This is a genomic window from Mesorhizobium sp. P2_A12, from assembly GCF_056405075.1.
The window spans coordinates 39,046-53,599 of the sequence record NZ_JBFUCU010000003.1 but is presented as its reverse complement, the minus strand read 5'-3'; the positions used below and the strand labels follow the sequence as shown (position 1 = coordinate 53,599).

15 protein-coding genes are annotated in these 14,554 nt (G+C 64.1%); all 15 read left to right on the top strand.

Features of this window, described 5'->3' with window-relative positions; all coding sequences use genetic code 11:
* Positions 1-16: 16 nt before the first annotated feature.
* The 15 genes from AC1DZU_RS07880 (at position 17) to AC1DZU_RS07810 (ending at position 14,554) form a co-directional block, all read left to right on the top strand.
* Complete coding sequence (locus tag AC1DZU_RS07880) at positions 17-1,111, top strand: ABC transporter ATP-binding protein (protein WP_477283389.1); 1,095 nt, start codon at positions 17-19, stop codon at positions 1,109-1,111.
* 69 nt (positions 1,112-1,180) lie between these two features.
* Entirely contained in the window at positions 1,181-2,311 is a 1,131-nt protein-coding gene (locus tag AC1DZU_RS07875; protein ID WP_477283387.1) for an ABC transporter substrate-binding protein, read from the top strand.
* 25 nt (positions 2,312-2,336) lie between these two features.
* Complete coding sequence (locus AC1DZU_RS07870; protein ID WP_477283385.1) at positions 2,337-3,170, top strand: ABC transporter permease; 834 nt, start codon at positions 2,337-2,339, stop codon at positions 3,168-3,170.
* Positions 3,170-3,976: an ABC transporter permease gene (locus tag AC1DZU_RS07865; RefSeq protein ID WP_477283383.1), complete on the top strand. Its 807-nt coding sequence runs from the start codon at positions 3,170-3,172 to the stop codon at positions 3,974-3,976. Before AC1DZU_RS07870 ends, AC1DZU_RS07865 begins: the two co-directional genes overlap by 1 nt.
* Before the next feature lie 81 nt (positions 3,977-4,057).
* Positions 4,058-4,465 carry a DUF3168 domain-containing protein gene (locus AC1DZU_RS07860; RefSeq protein ID WP_477283381.1) on the top strand — a complete coding sequence of 136 codons (408 nt, stop codon included), beginning with the start codon at positions 4,058-4,060 and terminating at the stop codon, positions 4,463-4,465.
* A 170-nt stretch (positions 4,466-4,635) separates the two neighbouring features.
* A complete protein-coding gene (locus tag AC1DZU_RS07855; RefSeq protein ID WP_477283379.1) occupies positions 4,636-4,935 on the top strand; it encodes a hypothetical protein in 300 nt (99 codons plus the stop codon).
* Positions 4,936-5,025: 90 nt separating this feature from the next.
* Positions 5,026-5,691: a response regulator transcription factor gene (locus AC1DZU_RS07850; RefSeq protein WP_023812809.1), complete on the top strand. Its 666-nt coding sequence runs from the start codon at positions 5,026-5,028 to the stop codon at positions 5,689-5,691.
* Positions 5,675-7,108: an ATP-binding protein gene (locus AC1DZU_RS07845; protein ID WP_477283377.1), complete on the top strand. Its 1,434-nt coding sequence runs from the start codon at positions 5,675-5,677 to the stop codon at positions 7,106-7,108. The genes AC1DZU_RS07850 and AC1DZU_RS07845 overlap by 17 nt, the downstream gene beginning before the upstream one ends.
* 188 nt (positions 7,109-7,296) lie before the next feature.
* Complete coding sequence (locus AC1DZU_RS07840) at positions 7,297-7,734, top strand: hypothetical protein (protein WP_477283375.1); 438 nt, start codon at positions 7,297-7,299, stop codon at positions 7,732-7,734.
* A 127-nt stretch (positions 7,735-7,861) separates the two neighbouring features.
* A complete protein-coding gene (ccmI, locus tag AC1DZU_RS07835) occupies positions 7,862-9,001 on the top strand; it encodes a c-type cytochrome biogenesis protein CcmI (RefSeq protein WP_477283373.1) in 1,140 nt (379 codons plus the stop codon).
* Positions 9,002-9,008: 7 nt separating this feature from the next.
* Positions 9,009-9,452, top strand: coding sequence for a cytochrome c maturation protein CcmE (gene ccmE, locus AC1DZU_RS07830; RefSeq protein WP_095089931.1), 444 nt, complete (start codon positions 9,009-9,011; stop codon positions 9,450-9,452).
* Positions 9,453-9,523: 71 nt separating this feature from the next.
* Entirely contained in the window at positions 9,524-11,515 is a 1,992-nt protein-coding gene (locus AC1DZU_RS07825) for a heme lyase CcmF/NrfE family subunit (protein ID WP_477283370.1), read from the top strand.
* Complete coding sequence (locus AC1DZU_RS07820) at positions 11,512-11,979, top strand: cytochrome c-type biogenesis protein (RefSeq protein WP_477283368.1); 468 nt, start codon at positions 11,512-11,514, stop codon at positions 11,977-11,979. Before AC1DZU_RS07825 ends, AC1DZU_RS07820 begins: the two co-directional genes overlap by 4 nt.
* Before the next feature lie 131 nt (positions 11,980-12,110).
* The gene (locus AC1DZU_RS07815; RefSeq protein WP_477283366.1) at positions 12,111-13,661 is read left to right on the top strand and encodes a Do family serine endopeptidase; all 1,551 of its coding nucleotides are present in this window, start codon (positions 12,111-12,113) and stop codon (positions 13,659-13,661) included.
* A 218-nt stretch (positions 13,662-13,879) separates the two neighbouring features.
* The gene (locus AC1DZU_RS07810; RefSeq protein ID WP_164548653.1) at positions 13,880-14,554 is read left to right on the top strand and encodes a response regulator transcription factor; all 675 of its coding nucleotides are present in this window, start codon (positions 13,880-13,882) and stop codon (positions 14,552-14,554) included.

The following is a 14,554-nucleotide window of genomic DNA, read 5'->3' as shown; positions in this document are numbered from 1 at the left end:
TGAGGAAACAGGCAGGATGCAGCAACCCGGCCGGGCCGCAGAGATCAAGGCAATCGGAATCGGCAAGAGCTTCGGCTCGTTCCGTGCGCTGGACAATCTGACGCTCGACATTGGCCGTGGCGAGTTCCTGACCTTGCTCGGGCCGTCTGGTTCGGGCAAGACCACCTTCCTGATGATCCTTGCCGGCTTCGTGCAGCCGACCGAGGGCAGGCTGTTCAGCGATGGCGTCGACATCACCGAGCGACCGGCCGAACAGCGCGCAGCCGGCATGGTGTTCCAGGGCTACGCGCTGTTTCCGCATATGAGCGTCGAAGCCAACATCGCCTTCCCACTCAAGGTGCGCAAGAAATCGGCGGCCGACATCAAGCGCCGTGTCGGCGAGATGATCGAGCGCGTGGGCCTCAAGGGCCATGAGAAGAAACTGCCGGCGCAACTTTCGGGCGGTCAGCAGCAGCGTGTGGCGCTCGCCCGCGCGCTGGTATTCGAGCCGGGCGTGCTGTTGCTCGACGAGCCATTTTCCGCCCTCGACAAGGGCCTGCGCGGCCAGATGCAGGCCGAGATGAAGCGGCTGCACCAGGAAACCGGCACCACTTTTGTCTTCGTCACCCACGACCAGAGCGAGGCGCTGGCGCTGTCGTCGCGCGTCGCCATCTTCAACCATGGCAAACTGCTGCAGGTCGGAGCACCCGACGAGGTCTACGACCGGCCCGACAACCGCTTCGTCGCCGAATTCCTCGGCGAGATCAACATGCTGCCGCTGAAGGGGGTGCGCCCGGCCGACAATGGCTCGACTGGCCTCTGCGAAGACCGCGCGGTTTCCATGCGCTGCAAGGCTGAGACGGTGCGCGGCGATGCAATTCTGGCGATCCGTCCCGAATACATGTCGATATCGGGCGAGGCGACAGCCGGCGAGAACGGCATCGCCGCGACGGCGACCAACTCCACTTATCTTGGCGCGGCGACGCGGCTTGACCTGACGACGCAGCAAGGCGCGAAGGTCACGGTCTCGGTGCCGAACGAGATAGCTGCCGCTGCGCTGAGCAAGGGCAACTCCGTCTGGCTCACCTGGCCGGCGGACAAGGGTTTCCTCCTTCCGCATGGAGGACAATGACGAACGGGTGTGGCGAAATATCTGCACCACCGCTTTCCGGCACTATCAACAACAAAAAGGGGAACTGACATGACAAGCAATTCAAAAACTGGCGACACCAGGAAACAAGCCATCGAGAGCCTGTCCGCAAGGGCAGGGCGCGGCGAGATTTCGCGCCGGCAATTCGCGCAGCTGGCGGCAATCGTGCTGGCCGGCACGCCGATGCTGCTGCGCTCGACCGGAGCCTTTGCCGCGGCGAAGGAACTGGTGCTGGTCAACTGGGGCGGCGACGCCATCACGGCCTACGATGCCGCCTATGGCCAGGCCTTCACCAAGGACACCGGCATCACCGTCAAGATGGACGGCTCCGGCCCGACCGAAGGCGCGATCGCCGCGCAGTTCAAGAGCGGCGCGCCGACCTGGGACCTCGTCGACGTCGACCCGTTCTCGGCCATTACGCTCGGCGCGCAAGGCGCGCTCGAGCCGATCGACTATTCGATCGTCGACAAGAAGAAGATGCGCGAGGGCTTTGGCTGGGAATACGCCGCCTCGACCTATTTCTTCTCCTATGTCATCGCCTATGATTCCGAGAAATACGGCAAGGACGCGCCGACCGGCATGGCCGATTTCTTCGACGTGAAGAAATTCCCCGGCAAGCGCTCGCTCTACAAATGGGGCGTGTCGAGCTGGGAGGCGGCCCTTCTTGCCGACGGCATCGCGCCCGCGTCGCTCTATCCGCTCGACCTGAAGCGCGCGCATGACAAGATCGCCGCCTTCAAGGAGAACGTCGTCGCCTATTGGGGCGGCGGTGCCGAGAGCCAGAGCGTGCTGCTCAATGGCGAGGCCTCGATGGCGATCGTCTGGTCGACCCGCGCTTCGCTGATCGAGCAGGATTCCGGCGGCAAGATCAAGTTCATCTGGGACCAGGGACTGATCTCGCCCGGCGCGCTCGCCGTGCTCAAGGGCAATCCCGGCGGCAAGGACGCGGCCATGAAGTTCATCGCCAGCGCCCAGGACCCGCAAAAGCAGCTGGTCATGTTCGACAAGCTCGGCCAGGGTCCAGCAAACCCGGCCGCCGACGCGCTGATCCCCGCCGACAAGAAGCGCATCAACCCGGTCGACCCCGAGAACATGAAGAAGCAGATCGCGCTCGACATGGACTGGTACGCCAAGAACTACGGGCCAGCGCTCGACGAATACACCAAGATCATCTCCGCCTGACCGAGGCAGGGATTATCGGGTCGACATGAGAGCATATCTCTCCGACAGGATGGGGGCGGCGCTGTTGATGGCGCCGCTGCTCCTGTTTCTTGTCCTGGCCTATGCCTGGCCGTTCCTCGGTGTCGTCAAATGGAGCTTTACGCTGCCGACGCCGGGGCTCGGCCAGTATGAGGCGCTGCTCACCGACGATCTGGTGCAATCGGTGTTCATCCGCACGCTGCGCATCGCTGCGGTCGTCACGGTGGTTTCGGTGGCGGCTGCCTATGCCATCACCGTCGTCTGGGTGCGCGGAACCCCGGCTCAGCGTCTGGTTGCCGAGTTCTGCATTCTCGTTCCCTTCTGGATCTCGGTGCTGACCCGCGCCTTCGGCTGGGTGGCGCTCTTGTCCAATCGCGGCCTGATCAACACCTGGCTGCAGGCGATCGGCTTCATTTCCGAACCGCTGGCGCTGGTGCGCAACGAATTCGGCGTCATCGTCGGCATGACGCATTTCCTCATTCCTTTCGCGGTCTTTCCGCTGGCGTCTTCCATGCGCAGCCTTGACGACCGCGTGCTGCTGGCCGCGCGCGGGCTCGGCTCCAGCCGCATGCGCACCTTCTGGTCGGTCTTCGTGCCCATGACGCGCTCCGGCATCATCGGCGCGGCCCTGATCGTCTTCGTGTTTTCGCTGGGCTTCTTCGTGACGCCGGCGATCCTCGGCGGCGGCCGCAGCGTCATGGTCGCCGAGCTGATCTATCTCAGGATCTTCCAGAGCCCGGACTGGGGGCTGGGCGCGGCGATCAGCGTTGTGCTGGTGCTGTTCGTCGGCGCGCTGATGGCGCTCTTGTTCCGTTATGTCAGACCGAAGCAATTGATCTGATGCCGACTTATCGCCCCGGTCCCATCTCCCTGATCATCGCGGCCTTCGTGGCGCTGTTCCTGCTGATGCCCTTGCTCGCCGTCATCCCGGTGTCGCTGACGCCGAGCCGCATGCTGGCCATGCCATCCGGCGAGCTGTCGCTACGCCACTACCGGGCACTGATCGAGGATCCGCGCTGGATCGACTCGATCCTGCTCAGCATCCGCATCGGCATCGTCAGCAGCGCCTTTTCCACCGTGCTGGCGCTGTGCTTCAGCCTCGGCGTGTGGATGTTCCAGCCGCGTTTCACCGCGGCGCTCGTCGGCTTCGTTCTGCTGCCCATGGTCGTGCCGCCGGTGGTCTCGGCCATCACGCTCTACTTCCTGCTCACTTCGATCTCGGGCTTCAGCTCGCTCTTCGGCTACGACACCTGGCTTGGCGTTGCCATGGCGCATTCGGTGATGACGGTGCCCTTCGCCACCGTGCTGATGCTGGTGTCGCTCAGCCAGCTCGACCGGCGCATCGATCTCGCCGCGCGCGGCGTTGGCGCGTCGGTATGGGAGCGCGCCACCCGCATCATCATGCCCAACATCAAGTTCGGCATCATCACCGCGGCACTTTTGTCCTTCGTGCTGTCCTGGGAAGAGATTGGCGTCACGCTGTTCATCACCTCGGTCAACGCCATCACGCTGCCCAGGCTGATGTGGATGGGCCTGCGCGACAACATCGATCCGGCGATCGCCGCGCTTTCTGTGATTCTAATCATCATCACGGTGCTGGTGCTTGCGCTACGCAGTTTCGTGGTTAGGTTGCGCGGCGTCCGCTGATTGGCAAGCCGGGCAGAATCCGGATACCCTTGAGGGCAATCCAGGCACATGATCCGCAAGCCGCTACGATGAGGGATAACGATGACCGCGTCCGGCGATTTGCAGCAGGCCTTGTTCCAGAGATTGAGGAGCGATGCATCGCTGTCGGCGCTGCTGGGCGGCGCCGGGCTGCTCGAACACGCGGCTGACAATGCCGCTTATCCCCACGTAACCTGCGGCCAGACCAGCGCCTTCGACTGGGACACCGGGGTCCAGAACGATGCCGATCAGCTGGTCACTCTGCATGTCTGGTCGAAGACCCATGGCGAGGCCGAAACGCGTGCCATCATGGACAGCATCAAGGCGCGCCTCGCCGACGCGGTGCTGATCATCGGCCCGCGTGGACAGACACGTCTCGTGCTGGAGTTCGCCGAGGCCCGCTATGACGAGGACCTCCTCGTGCATCATGGCTTGCTGCGTTTTCGCGCCATAACGCAGGATAATGACTGATGCGCTTTCAATATGGTCCAAACGGGGTCTAGACTAACACTTCCGGGATTTTCGCCGGGTGGGCGGCGAAATCCGATCGGTCGTCTCGCGTTTCAGGGGGTAGCGGGCATGGTCTTGGTGGCGTTCACTGTTCATTTCACGTTCAGCACCGATGCGTTACAACGCCAGCCATGAAAACGCTTCGCTCCCACTTCCGAACCGCGACACTGGCGCTCTTTGCTGCCGGGCTGTTTGCGTCGCAGGCGATGGCGACACCGGTCATCACGCCTGACCAGGGCGGCCCGATCGTTTTGGCGGCTTCCGATTGCTACGCCATCGGCCAGCAGGTGGCGGCGCAGAATGGCGGAACGCTGGCCAAGGCCTCGCAATCGACACGCGGCGGCCAGCCGGTCTGCGTCATCGTCGTGCTCGTCCCGGGCAAGGACGGGCAGCGTCCTCGCCGTTCCGAAATCGTCGTGCCGCAGAACTGACCAATCTTTCATCTTACAGGCCATCGTTTCCCAGGCCGCCGGAATCGGCCTATATCTGCCCCCAGCCCATCAACAGGTATTGATTTTCGCATGCGCGTACTCGTCGTCGAGGATGACAAGGATCTCAACCGGCAGATATCGGACGCGCTGGTCGATGCCGGCTATGTCGTCGACCGCGCCTTCGATGGCGAGGAGGGTCATTTCCTCGGCGACACCGAGCCCTACGATGCCGTCGTGCTCGACATCGGCCTGCCGCAGATGGACGGGATCAGCGTGGTCGAGCGGTGGCGTCGCGGCGGCCGCAAGATGCCGGTGCTGATCCTGACGGCGCGCGATCGCTGGAGTGACAAGGTCTCCGGCATCGACGCCGGCGCCGACGACTATGTCACAAAGCCGTTCCACATCGAGGAAGTGCTGGCGAGGCTCAGGGCGCTGATACGGCGCGCCGCCGGCCATGCCTCGTCCGAACTGACCTGCGGGCCGCTGCGCCTCGACACCAAGGCGTCGAAGGCCGATGTCGACGGCGTGCCGCTGAAACTGACCTCGCACGAGTTTCGGCTGCTTGCCTATCTGATGCATCATATGGGCGAGGTGGTCTCGCGGACCGAACTGGTCGAACATCTCTACGATCAGGATTTCGACCGCGATTCCAACACCATCGAGGTCTTTGTCGGGCGGCTGCGCAAGAAGATGGGCATCGACATGATCGAAACCGTGCGCGGCATGGGCTACCGCATGCGTGAGCCGGAGGCGTAACTCGGAACCGCTCAAACAAACCGCAAGGACGCCGCTTTCGCTGCGTTTGTGGCCGCGTTCGCTGACGTTCCGTGTGATCGCATTTTCCACGGTGTGGGCGATCGTGACCCTTGTCATCATCTTCACCCTGATCACCACGCTCTATCGCCAGGCCAGCGAGCGCGGCTTCGACAGCCTGCTTTCGGCGCATCTGTTCAACCTGATCGGCTCCATCGGCATTTCCGACAGCGGTGCGCTCACCGGCGCTCCCGATCTCGGCGACCTGCGGTTCTCGGAGCCGAATTCGGGCTGGTACTGGTCGGTGGAACCTGCTTCGGAAGGCGTGCACGGAGATCTTCATTCGTCGTCGATGACCAAGACGATCCCATCGCCCGATGTCGCCGATGTGCCCTTCAATTCCAGTTTCCAGCGCAGCTATGCGACCGAAGGCATCAACGGCGAACAGCTCGAAGTGTTCGAGAGCGAATTCGTTCTCGACTCCAAGAACCGCGCCGCGCGTTTCCGCGTCATGGGCAACCAGAGCGAACTCGAACAGGAAATCTCGACCTTCCAGCGCCGCCTGCTGACTTATCTCAGCCTGTTCGGTGTCGGCATGATAGCCATCAACGCGATCGCCATCCTGCTCGGACTGCAGCCGCTGCGCCGGGTCAGGAATGCGCTTGCCATGGTGCGCGAGGGCACCGCGCACAGGCTGGACGGCCAGTTCCCGGCCGAGATCGAACCGCTTGCCAACGAAACCAATGCGTTGATCGAAAACAACAGGCGCATCGTCGAGCGGTCGCGAACCCAGGTCGGCAATCTCGCCCATTCGCTGAAGACGCCGCTGGCGGTGCTGCTCAACGAGGGCCGGGCGCTTGGCGGCGCCAAGGGGCAGCTGATTGCCGAGCAGGCCGCGTCCATGCAGAAGCAGGTCGAGCACTATCTGCAGCGCGCCCGTGTCGCCGCGCAACGCGACAGCGTCGTCTACCGCACGCCGGTGGCGCCACTGGTCCAGCGCATGGTGCGGGTTTTGCAGAAACTCAACCCACAGACCAACCTGTCGCTGGCGCTGCCGGCGACCGAGATCGTCTTCGCCGGCGAGCGCGAGGACCTCGAGGAATTGCTCGGCAATCTGCTCGACAACGCGATGAAATGGGCTAAGAGCGCGGTGTTGGTCTCGGTCGTGCCTTTGACCGGCAAGGACGACGCGGCCAGCCTGTTTGAGATCAGCATCGAGGATGACGGCCCGGGCATTCCCGAGGACAAGGCGCGCGAGGCGATGAAGCGCGGACGGCGCCTGGACGAGACAAAGCCGGGAACAGGTCTGGGGCTGGCCATTGTCGCCGACCTCGTCAACGAGTATGGAGGCGTTCTGGCGCTGGAACGGTCCGGCATGGGCGGACTGAAGGCGGTGGTGCGATTGCGGAGCCTTCAGTGATGTATATCCAGGGCCAATCGACGTTGGTGGACGGGGCGTGTCATGGCGGAATGTCAATTGATCTCGGAGCGGCCGGCAGCGGCCAAATTTCCGACAAATATCAATACTATGGCCATGCCGACTTCTTCGATGACGCGGCCCCCGGCTCATCCATGACAGGCTCCAACTCAAGAAAACCGGTTGTTGGCATGAAGATTCGCGTCGCGCTTGTTTCCGCATTGCTGGCCGTTTCCGGCTGCACCACCCTGAGCGGCAACGGCCCCACCGTCGCGCCGACACCGGCCTCGTCGCCTCCGTCCAGCGGCAAGGTCACCACGACGATCATTTCGGCAATGGACGGCGGCCTGGTCGGCGGCTCGATCGGCAACGGACTGAGCGAGACCGAGAAGCGCAGCGCGCTCGAGGCGGAATACAAGGCGCTCGAATATACGACCAGTGGCCAGAAGGTGACATGGAAGGGCGACCAGGCTTCGCACTACGGCGAGGTGGTTCCCGGCCAGCCCTACCGCGTCGGTTCGCAGGACTGCCGCCAGTATACGCAGACGGTGTTTGCCGGCGGAGCCGGGGTGACGGCGCGCGGCACTGCTTGCCGCAACGCCGACGGCAGCTGGACGCCGCTGACCTGACGATCAACCGGGTCCGGCTGGTATCCGGCCGGTTGATGTCGATCAAGGACATGCGGCGCGCCTGCCGTCAAAGCGTCGCAGGATGCATCTGTTGGCAGGGCATGGCTCTGCCTTTATTGGAAGAACCATGCTGTTCTGGGTCATAGCCGCAATTCTCACGCTGGGTGCGAGCCTGGCGGTGCTGCTGCCGCTGGCCGCCGGTTCGAAGGGCGCGTCGTCGACGGGCGATCACGATCTGGAAGTCTATCGCGATCAGTTGTCCGAACTCGACCGCGACGCCGCGCGTGGCTTGATCCAGCCGGCGGAAGCGGCTGAAGCGCGCGCCGAGATCGCGCGCCGCATCCTTCGCCTCGACACTGCGGCAGCGGCCGGCAAGGCATCCGTCAGGCAGGCCTCGGTCGCGGCGAGGCTGGTGGCGACCGCGGCCGTTCTGGCGGTCCCGCTGGTCAGCTGGGGGCTCTACAGCCAGCTCGGGTCTCCCGACCTGCCGTCGCAGCCACTCAGTGAACGCTTGGCCAAGAATCCGGCCGACAGTTCGGTGGACGAATTGGTGGCGCGGGCCGAAGCCCATCTTGCCGCCAATCCTTCCGATGGCAGGGGATGGGACGTGCTCGCCCCGGTCTATCTGCGCATGCAGCGCTTTTCCGATGCGGCGGCGGCCTATCGCAATGCCATTCGCCTTGACGGCGACAGCGCGGTGCGTCGGGCCGGTCTTGGCGAGGCGATCGCCAACGCGGCAGGCGGCATTGTCTCGGCCGATGCCCAGGATGCCTTTGAGGCGGCCTTGAAGCTTGATCCGGCCAATGCGAAGGCCAGCTTCTACCTTGCCATGGCGCTGGCGCAGGAGGGCCGCGCCAAGGAGGCGGTCGCGGCCTGGCAGGCAATGCTGGGCAGGCTGCCGCCGGATTCGCCATGGCGCGGTGCGGTCGAACAGGCGCTGGCCAAATCCGGCAGCCCCGAAGTCGCCTCCGGCGGCGCCACCAACGGTCCCGATGCCGGCGATGTCGACGCTGCATCCTCCATGTCTCCCGCCGACCGGGAAGCCATGATCAACACCATGGTTGCCGGTCTCGACGACAAACTTCGGCAAAATCCGCGTGACCCGGAAGGGTGGATGCGGCTCGTTCGTTCGTATGTCGTGCTCGGCAAGGCCGACCAGGCGCGTGACGCGCTGGGTCGCGCAATTGCCGTCTTCGGAGCCGACAGTGATGAAGCCAAGAAATTCACAGCCTTTGCCGCCTCGCTTGGCCTGACGGCGACGGAATAGGACTGACATGACTCGCAAGCAGAAACGATTGTCGGTGATCGCGGGCGGTCTGGCCTTCCTGGGCGCGGCCACCGGGCTGACTTTCTATGCGCTTGGCCAGAAGGCGTCCTACTTCTACATGCCGGCCGACCTCACCACCGCCAGTGTCCAGCCCGGCCAGCGCATCAGGCTGGGCGGACTGGTCGAAAAAGGCACGATCCAGCGCGGGCAGGGGGCGACGGTCGCCTTTTCGGTCACCGACACCCACAAATCGGTCAAGGTCACCTACACCGGCATCCTGCCCGACCTTTTCCGCGAAGAGCAGGGCGTCATCACCGAGGGCAGTTTCGGCCCCGACGGCACCTTCGTTGCCGACAGCGTGCTGGCCAAGCATGATGAGCGCTACATGCCCAAGGAGGTGGCCGACGGCCTGAAGGCCAAGGGCGTCTGGCAGGAGAGCAAGAGTGAATAAGCAGGTTCCGCAAAAGTGTCCCACGGTTTTGCGGCAAGAACCTGCGGCAAAACATAAGTCTGGGCGCAACCATGGTTGAAACCGGACATTTCGCCCTGGTCCTGGCGTTTGCACTTTCGCTGGTGCAGACGATCGTGCCGCTGTTTGGCGCACGCCTGAACAACCAACGCCTGATGGCGGTCGGCGGGCCGGTCGCGGTGACCGGCTTTGCCTTGACGGCGCTGTCCTTCGTGGCGCTCGCGAGCGCCTATGCGAGTTCCGACTTCTCGGTTGCGAGCGTGTGGGAAAACTCGCATTCGCTGCAGCCGCTGATCTACAAGATCACCGGAACCTGGGGCAATCATGAAGGCTCGATGCTGCTCTGGGTGCTGATCCTGACCTTCTTCGGCGCGCTTGTCGCCGCCTTCGGATCAAACCTGCCGGCAACGCTGCGCGCCAATGTGCTGGCCGTGCAAGGCGCCATCGGCGCCGCCTTCTTCCTGTTCATCCTGGCGACGTCCAATCCGTTCATCCGGCTCAATCCGGCGCCGATCGAAGGCCGCGATCTCAACCCGATCCTGCAGGACCTCGGCCTCGCCATTCACCCGCCGTTTCTCTATCTCGGCTATGTCGGCTTCTCGATCTGCTTTTCCTTCTCGGTCGCCGCCCTCATCGAAGGGCGCATCGACGCGTCCTGGGCGCGCTGGGTGCGGCCGTGGACGCTGGTCGCCTGGATGTTCCTGACCGGCGGCATCGCCATGGGCTCGTACTGGGCCTATTACGAGCTCGGCTGGGGCGGTTTCTGGTTCTGGGACCCGGTCGAGAACGCCTCCTTCATGCCGTGGCTGGCGGGCACCGCGCTGCTGCATTCGGCCATCGTCATGGAGAAGCGCTCGGCGCTGAAGATCTGGACGCTGCTGCTCGCCATCCTGACCTTTTCGCTGTCGCTGCTCGGCACCTTCCTGGTCCGCTCGGGCGTGCTGACCTCCGTCCACGCCTTCGCCACCGATCCGACACGCGGCGTCTTCATCCTGTGCATCCTGACGCTGTTCATCGGCGGTTCGCTGGCGCTGTTCGCGCTGCGTGCCTCCCGGTTGACGGCCGGCGGCCTGTTTCACCCGATTTCTCGCGAAGGCGCGCTCGTCCTCAACAATCTGTTCCTGACCACGGCGACCGCGACCGTGCTCGTCGGCACGCTCTATCCGCTCGCCGTCGAGGCCTTTTCCGCCGACAAGATCTCGGTCGGCGCGCCGTTCTTCAACCTGACCTTCGGCCCGCTGATGGTGCCACTGCTGGTGATCGTCCCTTTCGGACCGCTGCTGGCCTGGAAGCGCGGCGACGTCTTCGCTGTCGCCCAGCGCCTGATGGTGGCCTTTGCCGCAGCCCTTCTGGCGACGCTGGTCACCGCTCTGTTCATCGACGGCGCCTCGGTGTTCGCCGCGCTTGGCGTCGGCCTCGCCGTCTGGCTGATCCTTGGCGCGCTCACCGATCTCGCGGTCAAATCAGGCTTCGGCAATGTTGCAGCCGGGATCATGGTCAGGCGCCTGCTCGGCTTGCCGCGCTCTGTCTTTGGCACTGCCTTTGCGCATCTTGGCCTTGGCCTGACCACGCTCGGCATCGTCGGCACGCTTTGCTTCGGCACGGAAAAGATCCTGTCGATGCATGCCGGCGAAACCGTCGAACTGTCCGGCCATACGCTGCGTTTCGTCGGGCTTTATCCCGCCCAGGGCCCGAACTACAGCGAGGATCGCGGCCGCTTCGAGCTGATCGGCGCCAGCGGCAGCGCAATTGGCGAAATCAGCTCCGCCAAGCGTTTCTATCCGGTGCGGCAGATGACGACGACGGAGTCCGGCATCAGGACGATGGGCCTCTCCCAGCTCTACATCTCGCTCGGCGACGAGGGCAAGGACGGGTCCGTCGTGGTGCGCCTGTGGTGGAAACCGCTGGTGACGCTGATCTGGGGCGGCGGCCTGGTGATGATGGCAGGCGCTGCCATGTCGCTGATGGACAGGCGGCTGCGTGTCGGCGCACCGTCACGTCGGCGCAAGCAGGCCAGCGCCATTCCGTCCGCGGGCCTGCCATGAGCGCCCGGCTTTCGCTGACTTCGATCGTCCTGCTGCTGGCGCTGCTCTTCGCCGGCGCGGCACAGGCCGTGAAGCCGGACGAGATGCTGGCCGATCCGGCGCTCGAGGCGAGGGCGCGGGCGCTGTCCGAAGGCCTGCGCTGCATGGTCTGCCAGAACCAGTCGATCGACGAATCCGACGCCGATCTGGCCCGCGACCTGCGCATTCTGGTGCGCCAGCGCCTCGTTGCCGGCGATACCGATCAGCAAGTGATGGACTATGTGGTGTCGCGCTACGGCGAGTTCGTGCTGCTGAAGCCGCGCTTCGACCTGCGCAATGCCTTGCTGTGGGGTACGCCGGTCATCCTGCTGCTCGTTGGCGGCATGTTCATTGTGATGACGGCGCGGTCGCGTCGCACGCTGGCAACAAAATCCCTGTCCGCCGAAGAGCAGGCATCGCTGGACGCCATTTTGCGCCGCGACTGACGGCTGCGGTCACCCCGCAACATTACCAAAGTTTCATGTGTCGGAAATGGCGCTGTAATGTGCGCCTCTCTAATTCTCTTTCCCGAGGATGCCGATCAAGGGCATCCATTTGAAAGAGGATACGAGACCCCATGAATATTGCCCCCAATTCATATTCCGTCACCCGCAAGCGTCTGATGGCCGCCGTCGCGTCCATCGCCGTTGCCGGCGCGATCGGTATCGGTGCGCTGACGACTGGAACAGGGCCCGTTCTGGCCGATGCCGTGCGTGTCGAGGCGCCGCAGGTGCCGGGCTTCGCCGACGTCGTCGAGCGCGTTTCTCCCGCTGTGGTCAGCGTCAAGGTCAAGGCCAAGATCAGCCCGGCGGCCGATGATGGCACCGATCAGTCCGACGATCCGGACGGCATGAACAACCTGCCCGACAATCCTCAGCTGCGCCGCTTCTTCAAGGAATTCCGTGGCTTTGGCGATCAGAACGGCCAGGGTGGTATCCGCCGCTTCGGCCACCGCGACCACAACAACGACCAGCCGCGGCCGGTGGCGCAGGGCTCCGGCTTCTTCATCTCCGATGACGGCTATCTGGTCACCAACAACCACGTCGTCGAGGAAGGCTCGGCCTTCACCGTGGTGATGAATGACGGCAAGGAACTCGACGCCAAGCTGATCGGCACCGATCCGCGCACCGATCTCGCCGTGCTCAAGGTCGATGGCGTCGGCAAGTTCACCTATGTCGACTTCGCGGACGACTCCAAGGTCCGCGTCGGCGACTGGGTGGTGGCCGTCGGCAATCCGTTCGGCCTCGGCGGCACGGTCACCGCCGGCATCGTCTCGGCCCGCGGTCGCGACATCGGCGCTGGCCCCTATGACGACTTTCTCCAGATCGACGCCTCGGTCAATCGCGGCAATTCGGGCGGCCCGACCTTCAACCTCAACGGTCAGGTCGTCGGCATCAACACCGCGATCTTCTCGCCGTCAGGTGGCAGCGTCGGCATCGCCTTCGACATTCCCGCTTCGACCGCCAAGCAGGTCGTCCAGGACCTGATGAAGAGCGGTTCCGTACAGCGTGGCTGGCTCGGTGTCGAAATCCAGCCGGTCACCTCCGACATCGCCGAATCGCTGGGCCTGAAGTCGCAGAATGGGGCCCTGGTTTCCAGCGCCCAGGACGAGGGTCCCGGCAAGAAGGCCGGCATCATTGCTGGTGACGTGATCACCCAGGTCGACGGCAAGGACGTTGCTTCGCCGAAGGAACTGGCCCGGCTGATCGGCGCCTACTCGCCTGGCAAGTCGGTCGACGTCACCGTGTGGCGTGATGGCAAGAGCCAGACCGTCAAGGTCGATCTCGGCAAACTGCCCTCGAGCGACAAGCAGGCATCGGCCGACCAGCAGCAGCCCGCCGCTCCAGCCAAGCCCGACTCGCTGGCCGATCTCGGCCTGACCGTCACCAAGTCCGAAAACGGCAAGGGGCTGGTGGTGACCGATGTCGATCCCGACAGCGATGCCGCCGACCGCGGCATCCAGCCGGGCGACATCATCACATCGGTCAATTCGACCGAAGTGAACGCCACCGACGATGTCACCAAGGCGATGACCGAGGCAGTCAAGTCCGGCCGCAAGGCCGTGCTGATGCAGATCACCCGCGACGACAACAATCGTTTCGTCGCGCTGCCCGTCGCCAAGGGCTGAGGCACGTCTCCGGAGCGCTCTTGCCCCCCCCCCCCCCCCCCCCCACCCCCAGGCATGTCGTCAAAAAAGCGTTTCGGCGGTCTTGGCGCAACGAGATCGGGGCAAGGATTTTTATCGCTCGCGGCTTCGGATGATCTTGATCGCGATGCGCTTTGGCAAAGGCCACAATGCAGATGTCTGCCACTCAATCTTCCAGCGAAATCGCGTATAACAGTCCTATGAAGATTCTCGTCATAGAAGACGATCGCGAGGCGGCGGATTACTTGCAGAAAGCCTTCACCGAGGCCGGTCACACTGCCCATGTTGCCGGAGACGGCGAAACCGGCTTTGCGCTCGCCGACGCCGGCGACTACGACGTGATGGTCATCGACCGGATGATGCCGCGCCGCGACGGCCTGTCGGTCATTGCCGGCCTGAGGTCCAGGGGCAACACGACGCCAGTGCTGATCCTGTCGGCGCTCGGCGAGGTCGACGACCGGGTCACCGGCCTGCGCGCCGGCGGCGACGATTATCTGACCAAGCCCTATGCCTTCTCCGAGCTTCTGGCCCGTGTCGAGGTGCTGAACCGCCGCGCCAGCGCCAAGGAAGCGGAAACCGTCTACCGCGTCGGCGATCTGGAACTCGACAGGCTGTCGCATTCGGTCCGCCGCGCGGCGCGCGAGATCACGCTGCAGCCGCGCGAATTCCGCCTGCTGGAGTATCTGATGCGCCATGCCGGCCAGGTGGTGACGCGCACCATGCTGCTCGAAAATGTCTGGGACTATCATTTCGATCCGCAGACCAATGTCATCGACGTCCATGTTTCGCGGCTGCGCGGCAAGATCGAGAAGGGCTTCGACAAGCCCATACTGCATACAGTTCGCGGCGCCGGTTACATGCTGAAGAGCGGCTAG

Coding starts and splice junctions, on each gene's coding strand:
- AC1DZU_RS07880 (WP_477283389.1), top strand. CDS start 17: ATGCAGCAACCCGGCCGGGCCGCAGAGATCAAGGCAATCGGAATCGGC.
- AC1DZU_RS07875 (WP_477283387.1), top strand. CDS start 1,181: ATGACAAGCAATTCAAAAACTGGCGACACCAGGAAACAAGCCATCGAG.
- AC1DZU_RS07870 (WP_477283385.1), top strand. CDS start 2,337: ATGAGAGCATATCTCTCCGACAGGATGGGGGCGGCGCTGTTGATGGCG.
- AC1DZU_RS07865 (WP_477283383.1), top strand. CDS start 3,170: ATGCCGACTTATCGCCCCGGTCCCATCTCCCTGATCATCGCGGCCTTC.
- AC1DZU_RS07860 (WP_477283381.1), top strand. CDS start 4,058: ATGACCGCGTCCGGCGATTTGCAGCAGGCCTTGTTCCAGAGATTGAGG.
- AC1DZU_RS07855 (WP_477283379.1), top strand. CDS start 4,636: ATGAAAACGCTTCGCTCCCACTTCCGAACCGCGACACTGGCGCTCTTT.
- AC1DZU_RS07850 (WP_023812809.1), top strand. CDS start 5,026: ATGCGCGTACTCGTCGTCGAGGATGACAAGGATCTCAACCGGCAGATA.
- AC1DZU_RS07840 (WP_477283375.1), top strand. CDS start 7,297: ATGAAGATTCGCGTCGCGCTTGTTTCCGCATTGCTGGCCGTTTCCGGC.
- ccmI (WP_477283373.1), top strand. CDS start 7,862: ATGCTGTTCTGGGTCATAGCCGCAATTCTCACGCTGGGTGCGAGCCTG.
- ccmE (WP_095089931.1), top strand. CDS start 9,009: ATGACTCGCAAGCAGAAACGATTGTCGGTGATCGCGGGCGGTCTGGCC.
- AC1DZU_RS07825 (WP_477283370.1), top strand. CDS start 9,524: ATGGTTGAAACCGGACATTTCGCCCTGGTCCTGGCGTTTGCACTTTCG.
- AC1DZU_RS07820 (WP_477283368.1), top strand. CDS start 11,512: ATGAGCGCCCGGCTTTCGCTGACTTCGATCGTCCTGCTGCTGGCGCTG.
- AC1DZU_RS07815 (WP_477283366.1), top strand. CDS start 12,111: ATGAATATTGCCCCCAATTCATATTCCGTCACCCGCAAGCGTCTGATG.
- AC1DZU_RS07810 (WP_164548653.1), top strand. CDS start 13,880: ATGAAGATTCTCGTCATAGAAGACGATCGCGAGGCGGCGGATTACTTG.